This is a genomic window from Escherichia sp. B1147 (assembly GCF_001660175.1).
In the GTDB taxonomy this organism is placed as follows: Bacteria; Pseudomonadota; Gammaproteobacteria; order Enterobacterales; family Enterobacteriaceae; genus Escherichia; species Escherichia whittamii.
Genome location: NZ_LFHY01000025.1, coordinates 1 through 13,212, shown reverse-complemented (window position 1 = coordinate 13,212; position 13,212 = coordinate 1). Strand labels below are relative to the sequence as shown.

Sequence of the window (13,212 nt, the reverse complement as noted above, 5' to 3'; positions counted from 1 at the left end):
GCGTGAACGCCTTATTCGGCCTACGCCAGACTTACTTAACCATCTCTTTTTCAATTAACTGGATCAGGATATGGATCACTTTAATGTGAATTTCCTGAATGCGGTCGGCATAACCAAAATGCGGAACGCGAATTTCGATATCCGCCGTGCCTGCCATTTTACCGCCGTCTTTACCAGTCAGGGTGATCACTTTCATGCCCTTCTCACGCGCCGCCGCAATCGCTTTGATCACGTTCGCTGAGTTGCCGGAAGTGGAGATCCCCAGCAGCACATCGCCTTCGCGACCTACCGCTTCAACGTAGCGGGAGAAAATATCGTTAAAGCCAAAATCATTGCCAACACAGGTGATGTGGCTGACATCTGAAATGGCAATCGCCGGATAGCCCGGACGGTTTTCACGGTAGCGACCGGTCAGTTCTTCAGCAAAGTGCATGGCGTCGCAATGGGAGCCGCCGTTGCCACAGGAAAGCACCTTGCCACCGGCTTTAAAGCTGTCTGCTAACAGGACCGCCGCGCGCTGAATGGCGTGAATATTGGCGTCATCTTTTAAAAAGTTAGCCAGCGTTTCCGCCGCTTCGTTCAGTTCGTTACGAATAAGATCCTGGTACATGAGGATATCCTTCAGCATAAATGTAATAGACAAAATGCAGTGTACCGGATACCGCCAAAAGCGAGAAGTACAGGCAGGTGCAATGACCAGGACTTTTTGACCTGAAGTGCGGATAAAAACAGCAACAATGTGAGCTTTGTTGTAATTATATTGTAAATGCATTGCTAAATGTTTTCACATCCACTACAACCATATCATCACAAGTGGTCGGACCTCCTACAAGTAAGGGGCTTTTCGTTATGATGATTTTGAGTATTCTCGCTACGGTTGTCCTGCTCGGCGCGCTGTTCTATCACCGCGTGAGCTTATTTATCAGCAGTCTGATTTTGCTCGCCTGGACAGCCGCCCTCGGCGTCGCTGGTCTGTGGTCGGCGTGGGTACTGGTGCCTCTGGCCATTATCCTCGTGCCGTTTAACTTTGCGCCTATGCGTAAGTCGATGATTTCCGCTCCGGTATTCCGTGGATTCCGTAAGGTGATGCCACCGATGTCGCGCACCGAGAAAGAAGCGATTGATGCCGGCACCACCTGGTGGGAAGGCGACTTGTTCCAGGGCAAACCGGACTGGAAAAAGCTGCATAACTATCCGCAGCCGCGCCTGACCGCTGAAGAGCAAGCGTTTCTCGACGGCCCGGTAGAAGAAGCCTGCCGGATGGCGAATGATTTCCAGATCACCCATGAACTGGCAGACCTGCCGCCGGAGCTGTGGGCGTATCTGAAAGAGCATCGCTTCTTCGCGATGATCATCAAAAAAGAGTACGGCGGGCTGGAGTTCTCGGCTTATGCCCAGTCTCGCGTGCTGCAAAAACTCTCTGGCGTGAGCGGGATCCTGGCGATTACCGTCGGCGTGCCGAACTCACTAGGCCCGGGCGAACTGCTACAACATTACGGCACTGACGAGCAGAAAAATCACTATCTGCCGCGTCTGGCGCGTGGTCAGGAGATCCCTTGCTTTGCACTGACCAGCCCGGAAGCGGGTTCCGATGCGGGCGCGATTCCGGACACCGGGATTGTCTGCATGGGTGAATGGCAGGGCCAGCAGGTGCTGGGCATGCGTCTGACCTGGAACAAACGCTACATTACGCTCGCGCCAATTGCGACCGTGCTTGGTCTGGCGTTTAAACTCTCCGATCCGGAGAAATTACTCGGTGGTGCAGAAGATTTAGGCATTACCTGTGCGCTGATCCCGACCACCACGCCGGGCGTGGAGATTGGTCGTCGCCACTTCCCGCTGAACGTGCCATTCCAGAACGGACCGACGCGCGGTAAAGATGTCTTCGTACCGATCGATTACATTATCGGCGGACCAAAAATGGCCGGACAAGGCTGGCGGATGCTGGTGGAGTGCCTCTCAGTGGGCCGCGGCATTACCCTGCCTTCCAACTCAACCGGCGGCGTGAAGTCGGTAGCACTGGCAACCGGCGCGTATGCTCACATTCGTCGTCAGTTCAAAATCTCTATCGGCAAGATGGAAGGGATTGAAGAACCGCTGGCGCGTATTGCCGGGAACGCTTATGTGATGGATGCTGCGGCATCGCTGATTACCTACGGCATTATGCTCGGTGAAAAACCTGCCGTGCTGTCGGCTATCGTTAAGTATCACTGTACCCACCGCGGGCAGCAGTCGATTATTGATGCGATGGATATCACTGGCGGTAAAGGTATTATGCTCGGGCAGAGCAACTTCCTGGCGCGTGCTTACCAGGGCGCACCGATTGCCATCACTGTTGAAGGGGCGAATATTCTGACCCGCAGCATGATGATCTTCGGCCAGGGGGCGATTCGTTGCCATCCGTACGTGCTGGAAGAGATGGAAGCGGCGAAGAACAATGACGTCAACGCGTTCGATAAACTGTTGTTCAAACATATCGGTCACGTCGGCAGCAACAAAGTTCGCAGCTTCTGGCTGGGCCTGACGCGCGGTTTAACCAGCAGCACGCCAACCGGCGATGCCACTAAACGTTATTATCAGCATCTGAACCGCCTGAGCGCCAACCTCGCCCTGCTTTCTGATGTCTCAATGGCGGTGCTGGGCGGCAGCCTGAAACGTCGCGAGCGCATCTCGGCACGTCTGGGGGATATTTTAAGCCAGCTTTACCTCGCCTCTGCCGTTCTGAAGCGTTATGACGATGAAGGCCGTAATGAAGCCGATCTGCCGCTGGTACACTGGGGCGTTCAGGATGCGCTGTATCAGGCTGAACAGGCGATGGATGATTTACTGCAAAACTTCCCGAACCGCGTGGTTGCCGGGTTGCTGAATGTGGTGATCTTCCCGACCGGACGTCACTATCTGGCACCGTCTGACAAGCTGGATCATAAAGTGGCGAAGATTTTACAAGTGCCGAGCGACACCCGTTCCCGCATTGGTCGCGGTCAGTACCTGACGCCGAGCGAGCATAATCCGGTTGGCCTGCTGGAAGAGGCGCTGGTGGATGTGATTGCCGCCGACCCGATTCATCAGCGGATCTGTAAAGAGCTGGGTAAAAACCTGCCATTTACCCGTCTGGATGAACTGGCGCACAACGCGCTGGCGAAGGGGCTGATTGATAAAGATGAAGCCGCCATTCTGGTGAAAGCGGAAGAGAGCCGTCTGCGCAGTATTAACGTTGATGACTTTGAGCCGGAAGAGCTGGCGACGAAGCCAGTAAAGTTGCCGGAGAAAGTGCGGAAAGTTGAAGCCGCGTAATTGAATAACGGAGCCGAAAGGCTCCGTTTCTTTATCTGCTAATTATTTAAAATTAAAGCCATCCGGATGGTTTTCCAGGCTGCCTGTCAACGCCGCGAACAGCACCGTTTTACCATCAATCGAGAGCGCATCGTTCACATTCAGCCAGGTGAGTTTCTCCTGGGAAGTTTTCTCATCAATGGTCGAGAACAGTCCCGTCATTTGATTAGATTTCTCGGACCACATCACCGCAATACGTTGCGAGCCGCAGTCATGCGGCTTACACGCACTCATTACCTGATAAGTCTCATCTCCCAACGTTACGGTTTGTGCGGGGGTATAAGTACCGCCTTTCATCACCCAGACTGGCAGCTTATGCCCTTGCACCATCTGATTAAACGCAGCTTTGGTGGCTTCGCCCTTTGCAAGGCTGCTAATGGTTAAATCATCCTGCGCCATTGCACTGGTGGCGATGACCAAAGCGGCGACCGTCGTTATTGCCTTAAACATCATTCCTCCCGAGCTTATCCTGCCCATGTTATTAACACCCTAAAGCCTGGCGATAACACGATAGTTTGCAAATCAGATATTTCCAATATCAGCATTTGTTATCAATTTATTCCGCAGTAAGGTAATAGCCTGATAAGGTGTTAAAGTGATAAAACCCTTCGCATAAAGGAGTTGTACACCGTGCCTGGTTTGAAGATTACGCTTTTGCAGCAACCGTTGGTGTGGATGGATGGTCCCGCCAACCTGCGCCACTTTGATCGACAACTGGAAAGTATTACCGGGCGTGATGTGATCGTTTTGCCGGAGATGTTTACCAGCGGCTTTGCCATGGAAGCGGCGGTTACGTCTCTGGCGCAGCACGACGTGGTGAACTGGATGACCGCCAAAGCGCAGCAGTGCAATGCGCTGATTGCAGGCAGTGTTGCATTGCAAACGGACTCTGGTGCGGTTAATCGCTTTTTGCTGGTTGAGCCGGGCGGCACGGTGCATTTTTATGACAAGCGTCATCTGTTTCGAATGGCGGATGAACATCTGCATTATAAAGCGGGCAATGAGCGAGTGATTGTGGAATGGCGCGGCTGGCGTATTTTGCCGCTGGTGTGCTACGACCTGCGTTTTCCGGTGTGGTCACGCAATCTCAATGATTATGACCTGGCAATCTACGTTGCCAACTGGCCTGCTCCACGCTCTCTGCACTGGCAGGCGTTGTTGACAGCCCGCGCGATTGAGAATCAGGCGTATGTGGTGGGATGTAATCGCGTCGGCAGCGATGGCAACGGCTGCCATTATCGCGGTGACAGTCGGGTAATTAACCCACAAGGAGAGATTATCGCCACCGCCGAACCGCACCAGGCCACGCGCATAGATGCGGAACTTTCGATGGTGGCGTTACGGGAATATAGAGAAAAGTTTCCGGCATGGCGGGATGCGGATGAGTTTAGGTTGCTGTGAGTGGGCGTTGTGTTTAAGGACGGGGAGAGTCGGTGAAGACTACGAAAGCCCGCTCTCCTGCGACCACTTTTAACATAGGAGTGTGGAAGTGCTTTTCCATCAATCGCGATGACGTCTTTGCCATCTGAAGAATGGCAGTCACGCATCCAGTTAATAAAGCATTCGTGAAATTTTACTGGACTGATACAGGATACAACTCTGGCAATGGTGTAGTGAACAGGAATACCATTTTCAAAATAACCATATCATTAGCAGTAATTACGTTATTAATCATTGTGATATTTCCATCTCTGTGATTAATACCGGATACGCATTTAATTGCAGAGCTTGCACAAAATTATCGCAGATAACAGGCAATAACAATAACCCATCAGCCCGCTGCTGTAATACATCCATTCGATCTACTGATTCAACATTAACAACCAAACCAAGGGCATTTAGCGATTTAAGCATCGCCAGATGTTCACTCATCCAGCGCAGAGAAAAAGGATCATCACCAATTATAAAAACAGGCCCCCAGCCTGAAAATAACTGGCGTTTCATTACAGTGCCTGGATGAAGTCGAGTACATATTACAGGAAATACTCCCTGTTGCTGTGGTTCCGATGATGTGGAATATTCAGAAATATTTTCCATTGCTAGTGAAGAATTAACACCCATGGATAATGGCGAAACAACCTCACTTTCCTTGCCAGCAATGGCTGTACTAATCTGAAAGGAAAACAACAATATTATTACGTATAAACTCATTTTTAACATAACACATTCAACCCATTTATTCATGTTATAGAATAATGATGATATTATAAATCATCATTAATGTTTAATCGTTTAATCGTTTAATCGTTTAATCGTTTAATCGTTTAATCGTTTAATCGTTTAATCACACAATATAAAAAGTCATTGACCAATGTGAATTGGCAATATATCATTCAAATTAAAATCACTGAATATTTTATCAATCTCCCTTGCAGTTTCTATATATTTTACCTCTTTCGTCCTTGCATTATAAATAGCCCAAGCCTCGGGATGGGATGTTCCACCAAACCTTACAAAAAAACTCGATTTCACATTATTATATAAATTAACATCAGGAAAAGGATCTTCTCCAAAATTAGTAGTATTGAATAATGAAAGTTCGTATCGCTTAGAAAATTCTGTTGGCAGGATAGCTTCACTGCCATCTATAGCATTCATCCAGAGTTTATTACCATTATATTCCAACAATAATCTCTGTTTTGCATGTGTTTTATCTCGTTCTTTAACGACAACGAATACCTTTTTAACAATCTGCTGTGCAGATGGTCCTATTGTATTACCAAAAGCTGGCAACCCGATTTTGCCATAAACACTCTCCTGAATGAAATAAATATCCGTTTTATCGGCCTCGACAATATCTACCATTTATCCCTCCAAACAAGACCTGACTCCAGGACAAGAGCATAGTGTGTAGTAAACACTTCATGCTCTTGTCCTGACCATTGAAATAACAACTTTCGTTTGTTTACTGTACGCTGTCTAAATAGCTGCGTGGAATAAAGTTGCACTTTTTATCATCCCTTGCAGAGCAAGATTACGAAAGCCCGCCCCCGCAAGGACTGACGCGAGGTAGTCTCTGTCCGCAGCTGCTTTTCACACCTTACATCTTGCCCCTGCCTTGAGTATCTTATCTTTCGTTAAAATATTAATAGCGATCTTCCATATCCCTGAAAATAATTCTGCTGCGTTTCCTCTTCTTATTTTGCAGTCGTCTTCATTCATTACCACGTCCAGACGCCAGTGCAGCTTATTCTCCACGTGCCAGTGATTTCGGATCGCTGTGGCAAACTTCTCTGCGGTTAAATCAGCATAACTGATATAATATCTGACCGTCATTTCGAGTTCTTTCTTTTGTTCTGCTATTATTGATCGAAAGGAGGCTGCCACGCATAATTTCTTCAGTCCTTTCCATTCAAACGTGAAATCAATAAGTTCATCAGGGACATCGCAAACAATGTGAAGACGGATTTCTTCTCTGCCGTGACTCTTTTCACTAATTGCGTAACTGTCATGCTTTGGATTATTTAATTCTTTCAGTGGAAATTTTTCCTCAAAGGCTTTATTAAACCGCCCCTGATTTCCTTTTACAGCGAATAAATAATCACCTCCCTGTTTTTGTATCTTATCTGCAATATCTTTCTGGCAACCCATCGCATCAGTTGTGATAATTTTTCCTTTAATATCCAACATGTTAAGAAGTTCAGGGATAGCTGTAATCTCATTAGATTTCTCATACGTCTTGATCTGTCCGAGGACCAGACTGTGCATAGTTGAGAACGCGCTAATGACATGAATCGCTCCCTTACGGCGACTCTTGTCATAAGAATGCCGGAGTGTTTTTCCATCAATTGCAATGACGTCTTTATCATTTGATGAATGGCAGTCACGCATCCAGTTAATAAAGCACTCGTGAAATTTTGCAGGACTGATACAGGATACAACTCTGGCAATGGTATCGTGAACAGGAATACCATTTTCAAAATCACCATATTGTTTTAAAAAATCGAGATGTGTTTCCCCAAAATCCTCTATATCTTCCCATCCCTCTGCACCAGAAATGACGGCGCAAATAGTCAACAGTAGAATATCAGACAATTTATGTTCCACTTTCCAGGCTTGTCTGTAATCGGGGATAATAGAAATATGTTCCATCAATTTTTTAAGTTCCATTTTGCTCTCCTTATTTATGTAAGGAGTATTTGATCATATATAAGCTATGAAAAACAGTTTTAGACAATAAGGAATATCTCAATTATTGAACATAAAATGCGAATCATTTAGTACAAAAAAGCAGCGTTACGTGATCTTTCCCTGATAAGTAATTAAATGCAAACCGATAATCTTATCGTGCATTCAGGGCTGGGAAGGCTTATTTATTAACAAGCAAAAAAAAATCCATCAACTTAATTAATGTACATGTTCCCAATAAACATCAAAATGCTTAGTTTTTTGCTATAAAATCATTAAAAATAAATTAATTAAGATTTGTCACCCAGACGAATCGATGTTTTTTGAGTATAATAATCATCGTTGAAAATCGGCTCTAATCAATAATATATTTCCCCAGTATTGTATTCAGCCTCTCCATCTTCTAATAGGAAACTTCTGATTCCGGGGTCTTGCACTTTTATCTTCAAATTATCTGTGCCGAGCAATTTTTTTAATATTGATATTTCTGGCTTTATCGTACCGAGAAAATATACAGTTTTGTTATCCTGGATTAAAATAACGGGCAATGTGTCAAGATCGACATCTGCAACCATGTCAGGATGCTTATCAATATCCAGCCATACGAAGCAATCAGCGGTATATTCTTGTGCCAATTGGGAGAAATGATTCTCCCATGTCTGGCAGGATGAACACCAACTGGCACACAGGCATACAATCAGGCGGCGCCCCTCATGGAGCATCTTGCTTATCTGAACTGCATTATCACCTGGAAGCCAGTAATTCCTCTTACTATTCATAATGTAATCCTTCCGTTACGGATATCAACTTTAGGGACTGTCAAATCACCAGTGGCAAGATGCCATGATGCTGCGAAACGTGCTGCCTGAGTCGCTGTTGACAACAACTCATGACACCATTCAATTGATGGTTTTTTTCCATAAATAAGAGGACCAGAGGGGATATTTAATGCACTGGAGTCAGCAATTACTGCGGGAGCATTTGGTCTCACAAGTCCGATATCTGTGTCATCAGATTTAAAACTCAGTGGTTCTTCATCATTATTTGTTGTTGCAGTTTCCTGTATACAGTGTTCTGGTGTGGTCATATCCAGCCCGGAAATGAACCCAATTGACCAGAATGCCAGACGAGCGGTATGTTCTGTTTTAATAGCATCATAAAGAACGGGAAGTTGTGCTGGATCACCGTGATAAGCAAGAGTCAGCAGACGTAAACGCTCTGGTATGGAACTGATAATATTGTCTAAACGTGGATCACCCTGTGGCAGGCATAGTCCTGTCATACGTGCAATATATTCCTGTTTCCTGAGCAAAATAACCGCAGCAAGCCCTCGTTGAGGCGCGTTCTGCAAATGGAAAAGCAGGAGATCATGTAGTTCATACACGATATCAGTACAAGGTGACAGCCAGGCCAGTGCCAGTATAGCTTCTTCTCTTACGTCGGCTTCATAGTCTGACAGAATATTGATTATGGCCTGCTGCCAGTTATGCAGACGCAGTTTCCCTGCCAGATAACAGCAACTGGCGCGTATTCGTGGGTTTTTATGCGCGAATAATGGAGACAGATCCTCCAGTGGAATTATTCCGGCAATTGCTGAAGCGCGTAGCCAGGCCTCAAGCATAAAATCATCTGATGCTGAATCCTGACGCCAGTGTGCAAGAATTAATCGGGCTTGCGACTCAGGTAGCCAGGCTAGAGCTTCTGTCATACCTCGTAATGATGGTTCAATATTCCTGGTAGCTATTTTATGCAACTGCGCAATATACGATTTGTCATTCTGTTCCAGTGCCAGCAACCAGCAAACAAAAGCTTCACCTTCAGATTTCCAGCGTGAGTAATTTTTAAATGCTGCGTCCCAGCCATGGTTACCTGCTGCCCGTAAACCATCCATATGCGCGTTTAACTGACGATGAAAATGATAGCGTTTCTGTGTGGTAATAAGTGGTGAATAACATCCTGAAACAATCTGTTGCCAGTAAAATACAGCATCTCTGGCATGTTGTTGTATTAGTGGTTTTATTATATTAATGCCCATTTAAATTTCCATGATAATTAGTTGTGATGAAAGTATTGTGCAATTACTAACTATTTCCCCCTTCTGCCTGAAGATGATTAATCAGTATATCCCAGTTATTGTCTTCCTAGCGAGCAGCGCTGTAGTATCCAGCCAGTACCAGAATTAATTCTGTACAACTAATATAACCAGAGCACATTTTTACCTCCGGCGGTAAAACTGGTTGAATAACTTCGTCTCCCATAATCTGCCATATACCATAGTCAGACGTCCCCATACACGATCCTGATACGCTGCCAATAGCATAAACCTCACCGACCATTGTAACACCGACATATTGACTAAATGGAGTAATGGTTGTAGCTGAGAAAATCTTATCCATTCATTCATACCTACAATATCCCTATTGTTCACCTAATGGTTCATTATGATAAAAAGAGACGAACTTCTTTTTTGCTTTATACTCTTCCATCACTGGAACAATATCATCTCTGGCCTCACGCAAAGTTAAATATATATAACCAGTATCCCTTACAGCCACACCATTTATATAATAATATTTAAAAATTTCATCGTATTCATTTTGAGTGATCAGCATAAATTTAATATGTATTTTATTTTGATTTTTCTTTATTAGAGAATAGTCAAGACTGACGCCCACCAATACCACTATTTGCATTCAATTTATTAGGGGTGTATAATTTATGCATAATAAATATCCAACTGCATTCTTAAACGTTTTTATCTATGATATTTTCTGATTAATAATGAAAGTTGACATCCTGTCTCTGGACTGTAATGGCAGTGCGACAATCACTACTCAGAACAGAAATCACCTTTCTCTGCCTGAACACAATTAATCAATATATCCCAGTGACCGTTTTCTAAGCGTGCTACACCATAATACCCGGCCAGAACTAGGTTTTTTTCTGTACAACTGATATAACCAGCGCACATTTTTACCTCGCTGGGTAAATCTGGCTGAACAACATCATCCCCAATTATTTGCCACACACCATAATCAGACGTTGCCCAGACACAATTTTCATACCATACCATTTGCCTGAACGGTAAGGTTAACTCTCCCCGATGAATCATTTTCCATTGATCTTTTCGACCTTTAAATATAGTACCGCTTTGCGCACCAATATAGACATAGCCATCCTGACCACAACAGATAGATTCAATGAGCATGTTGCTGGGAAAATGAATTTGCCTCCATTCATCACCATCGAAATTCCAGACATCCCCCTTACCGCCTGCGGCATAGATATCATTTTCAGAGAAGCCATCCACACAACTAAATCCAGCAGCGCCCAGGAATAGCATCTGTTCACGGATTGTTTTAATTTCATCTTGCGCAGGTAGATTGATACCTTTATTTAGTTTCTCCCAATTATTTCTGTCTATCCTGCGAACAACACTACGTGCGCATCCTACAACATACACTCGTCCACCAATAGTTCGGGTATTCCTAATGGCAAATTCATATGGGATCGGCTCTTCAAGTCCTTCAAAACCACTACCTATAGCAAAAACCTCATTTTCCATTGTAACGCCCACGTACTGACTGAATGGAATACTGGTTGTAGCCGAAAATATCTTGTCCATTCCTTCATAACCGCTGTATCCCCATTGCTCTCCTAATGGTTCATCAAAAAAAAGGAAACAAATTTTTTTCTTGCCAGATGTTCTTCCATTACAGGGTCTATATCGTCTCGCTTTTCTCGTATGGTTATATAAATATAACCAGTGTCTCTTACTGCAACACCATTAATATAAAACCCGTTGAATATTTCATTGTACTCATCTTGAGTAATAAGCATATTTTTAATCTCGCGTTATTTTTATTTGTTTTTACTGGAGGAAGAGTATGGACGGGATTGTTTTCCTCCCATACCACTACTTGCATTTAATATATTAGGCTTGCACATTTCTTTATAATATTCATCTAATTGTTTCTCAAGACATTTACGCTTACATAGAGATTCAGGAAAAGTTTCCATGACAGCATCAATCGCCATATCCCTGGCATCATCATAATCAATCTTATTATGATCACCGAACTTAAAAATACCCGGTTTTTTGTATTCGTTTATTTTATCCCTCATTTTACCATGCAATTGACCATGACTACCCCACTCAGGACTATTTGTTGTACCTTCAACACAAATTGTTGGTGCATTTTTATGTGCTTGAGTTTTACCATCTCGATACTTCGGACAATTTGTGTTGTTATAAAACATAGCGCCGGGTAACACATGATGTCCGGTTTGTCCAGGGCAGCATCCATGCCCTTGTAAGTCTTCTGCCATATCATATGGAACAAAAATGCATTTCTTGGCCCTGGTACAGGGATTGAGTCGGCTGAGCAGTGACATCATATCGGTTATTGCTTTTACAGGATTATCAACGGCATCTTTTAACATTTTCTCGACTTTCCCAGGCAGAAGCTTAAGTTCATCTCCTGCGGCACCTATAATATCCAAAGCATCATAAGCCTCTACTCCGCCTTCAATTACCCCCCAGGCTGAATCTCCAATGGTCCATATTGCCGCCGCGCCTTCTGTTACTAGAGCTCCCACGCCACCAGCAGCAGCTCCGCCCAAAGCTGCAACATGACGAATTCCGGCATTACGTGCTTTTCTTATAGCAATGTCTTCGCCTGCCTCTATGGCTCGGTCGATAATCTCATCCCCAACTTGCTCTGCGATATCACCAATCTCGGTATTCAGAATGTTTTTTATATCGCTAAGCAGTTCTGATAAGTCTTCCTTAATTTTCGACAGGCCAAATGATCCGGGTTTCACCCATAAACCATCACAATGCTCCATCCAGTCGGCTGAATCTATTCCAACTTTCTTAAGCAAAGGTTCTAAATTTTTATATTTCTTTTCCCCCAATAATCTTTCAAACGTAGGTTTTTGGTTAGGATCTTTTTTGCAAGCTGATTTAACCTTATCATAGTTTTTCTTGCATTCGTCTATTAATACATCTTTATCAATATACTTATGTGGCGGTGTATTGGCCGTGGAACCATGATTGTGTGTTATCAAATCTTCATGGCGCGGAACCTCCAGCCCTTCAAACTTGACGTTGGGCGACCAGGATTTGAAATACGCTTTTCCTTTAATCACATGGGAGGCAACCCCCTTCTGGAATCCAGGCGTTGCCGGAACATTCCCTTCACTGGTGGAGAAGTATGAGCGATCTTTCTGTGCCACCATCGATTTACAGATAAATACTGTTGCTGTCCCGTTCTGCAAATCGCGTGCATACGCAGTGTTGGAATAAGGCACAACGACTGGGCCTGTGGGCGGAGGAGGAGGGGACCAGCAGGGATCGGGAAATGCACCAGCGGATTTTCCGTCTGATGCTTTGGAACTGGCTTCCCGCCCGTTTATATAAACGTTGGTTTCTATACGTCACTCTGTGTCGCCACCGTTTAAATGTTATGATGGATTATCTACAGCCTGAGTCATTTTATACTGTAAAAATAAACTCTGCCATAAAACACCATTATGAAAAGCTGCCCCGCCTTCTCCTGCAACAAGCAATACTCCATCGCCAACTGTAGTGGTCAACAAAAACTGGCCACAGCTTTAGAGTTTTTCCAGAACAATCGTTCTGATTCATTCGGCGTCAAACCACCATTATATTGATGAGGTCTGAGCTGGCTGTAATATCCTGTGATGTAATTCGTTATTGCCGTGCTGGCTTCGCTAAAATTCGCGTAG

General features: G+C 44.8%; 12 protein-coding genes and 3 pseudogenes. 2 read left to right on the top strand and 13 right to left on the bottom strand.

Annotation, left to right across the window (positions count from 1 at the left end):
• Positions 1 to 31: 31 nt before the first annotated feature.
• Positions 32 to 610: a D-sedoheptulose 7-phosphate isomerase gene (lpcA, locus tag A9180_RS21020; protein ID WP_016159301.1), complete on the bottom strand. Its 579-nt coding sequence runs from the start codon at positions 608 to 610 to the stop codon at positions 32 to 34.
• A gap of 239 nt (positions 611 to 849) precedes the next feature.
• On the opposite strand from lpcA, the gene fadE reads away from it, so the two are divergent.
• Complete coding sequence (gene fadE, locus A9180_RS21015) at positions 850 to 3,294, top strand: acyl-CoA dehydrogenase FadE (protein ID WP_064530433.1); 2,445 nt, start codon at positions 850 to 852, stop codon at positions 3,292 to 3,294.
• 42 nt (positions 3,295 to 3,336) lie between these two features.
• Here fadE and ivy read toward each other — a convergent pair whose 3' ends face one another.
• The gene (gene ivy / locus A9180_RS21010) at positions 3,337 to 3,783 is read right to left on the bottom strand and encodes an Ivy family C-type lysozyme inhibitor (RefSeq protein ID WP_016159303.1); all 447 of its coding nucleotides are present in this window, start codon (positions 3,781 to 3,783) and stop codon (positions 3,337 to 3,339) included.
• A 180-nt stretch (positions 3,784 to 3,963) separates the two neighbouring features.
• On the opposite strand from ivy, the gene yafV reads away from it, so the two are divergent.
• Entirely contained in the window at positions 3,964 to 4,734 is a 771-nt protein-coding gene (gene yafV, locus A9180_RS21005) for a 2-oxoglutaramate amidase (RefSeq protein WP_064530432.1), read from the top strand.
• A gap of 50 nt (positions 4,735 to 4,784) precedes the next feature.
• On the opposite strand, the pseudogene A9180_RS23660 reads toward yafV, so the two are convergent.
• The 11 genes and pseudogenes from A9180_RS23660 to A9180_RS24450 all read right to left on the bottom strand — a co-directional run.
• A pseudogene (locus A9180_RS23660) lies at positions 4,785 to 4,979 on the bottom strand (ISAs1 family transposase); the annotation flags it as partial.
• A gap of 25 nt (positions 4,980 to 5,004) precedes the next feature.
• Entirely contained in the window at positions 5,005 to 5,493 is a 489-nt protein-coding gene (locus A9180_RS21000; protein WP_064530431.1) for an integrating conjugative element protein, read from the bottom strand.
• A gap of 141 nt (positions 5,494 to 5,634) precedes the next feature.
• The gene (locus A9180_RS20995) at positions 5,635 to 6,138 is read right to left on the bottom strand and encodes a hypothetical protein (protein WP_064530430.1); all 504 of its coding nucleotides are present in this window, start codon (positions 6,136 to 6,138) and stop codon (positions 5,635 to 5,637) included.
• A 231-nt stretch (positions 6,139 to 6,369) separates the two neighbouring features.
• Positions 6,370 to 7,443 (bottom strand): annotated as a pseudogene (locus A9180_RS20990) (ISAs1 family transposase); the annotation flags it as partial.
• Between the two features lie 377 nt (positions 7,444 to 7,820).
• Positions 7,821 to 8,240: a thioredoxin domain-containing protein gene (locus A9180_RS20985; RefSeq protein WP_077883554.1), complete on the bottom strand. Its 420-nt coding sequence runs from the start codon at positions 8,238 to 8,240 to the stop codon at positions 7,821 to 7,823.
• The gene (locus A9180_RS20980; protein WP_064530428.1) at positions 8,237 to 9,496 is read right to left on the bottom strand and encodes a hypothetical protein; all 1,260 of its coding nucleotides are present in this window, start codon (positions 9,494 to 9,496) and stop codon (positions 8,237 to 8,239) included. Before A9180_RS20980 ends, A9180_RS20985 begins: the two co-directional genes overlap by 4 nt.
• Positions 9,497 to 9,602: 106 nt before the next feature.
• Entirely contained in the window at positions 9,603 to 9,857 is a 255-nt protein-coding gene (locus A9180_RS24455) for a hypothetical protein (protein ID WP_105289595.1), read from the bottom strand.
• A gap of 21 nt (positions 9,858 to 9,878) precedes the next feature.
• Positions 9,879 to 10,154, bottom strand: a complete 276-nt coding sequence (locus tag A9180_RS20975) for a hypothetical protein (protein WP_064530427.1) — start codon at positions 10,152 to 10,154, stop codon at positions 9,879 to 9,881.
• A gap of 137 nt (positions 10,155 to 10,291) precedes the next feature.
• Positions 10,292 to 11,086: a hypothetical protein gene (locus tag A9180_RS20970; protein WP_064530426.1), complete on the bottom strand. Its 795-nt coding sequence runs from the start codon at positions 11,084 to 11,086 to the stop codon at positions 10,292 to 10,294.
• Between the two features lie 236 nt (positions 11,087 to 11,322).
• The gene (locus A9180_RS24840; RefSeq protein WP_262364637.1) at positions 11,323 to 12,879 is read right to left on the bottom strand and encodes a PAAR-like domain-containing protein; all 1,557 of its coding nucleotides are present in this window, start codon (positions 12,877 to 12,879) and stop codon (positions 11,323 to 11,325) included.
• Positions 12,880 to 13,055: 176 nt separating this feature from the next.
• Positions 13,056 to 13,212 (bottom strand): annotated as a pseudogene (locus tag A9180_RS24450) (IS3 family transposase); the annotation flags it as partial.

Bases quoted from the DNA above. Each gene is read 5' to 3' on its own strand.
- lpcA (WP_016159301.1), bottom strand. From the start codon at position 610: ATGTACCAGGATCTTATTCGTAACGAACTGAACGAAGCGGCGGAAACG.
- fadE (WP_064530433.1), top strand. From the start codon at position 850: ATGATGATTTTGAGTATTCTCGCTACGGTTGTCCTGCTCGGCGCGCTG.
- ivy (WP_016159303.1), bottom strand. From the start codon at position 3,783: ATGTTTAAGGCAATAACGACGGTCGCCGCTTTGGTCATCGCCACCAGT.
- A9180_RS21000 (WP_064530431.1), bottom strand. From the start codon at position 5,493: ATGTTAAAAATGAGTTTATACGTAATAATATTGTTGTTTTCCTTTCAG.
- A9180_RS20995 (WP_064530430.1), bottom strand. From the start codon at position 6,138: ATGGTAGATATTGTCGAGGCCGATAAAACGGATATTTATTTCATTCAG.
- A9180_RS20985 (WP_077883554.1), bottom strand. From the start codon at position 8,240: ATGAATAGTAAGAGGAATTACTGGCTTCCAGGTGATAATGCAGTTCAG.
- A9180_RS20980 (WP_064530428.1), bottom strand. From the start codon at position 9,496: ATGGGCATTAATATAATAAAACCACTAATACAACAACATGCCAGAGAT.
- A9180_RS24455 (WP_105289595.1), bottom strand. From the start codon at position 9,857: ATGGATAAGATTTTCTCAGCTACAACCATTACTCCATTTAGTCAATAT.
- A9180_RS20975 (WP_064530427.1), bottom strand. From the start codon at position 10,154: ATGCAAATAGTGGTATTGGTGGGCGTCAGTCTTGACTATTCTCTAATA.
- A9180_RS20970 (WP_064530426.1), bottom strand. From the start codon at position 11,086: ATGGACAAGATATTTTCGGCTACAACCAGTATTCCATTCAGTCAGTAC.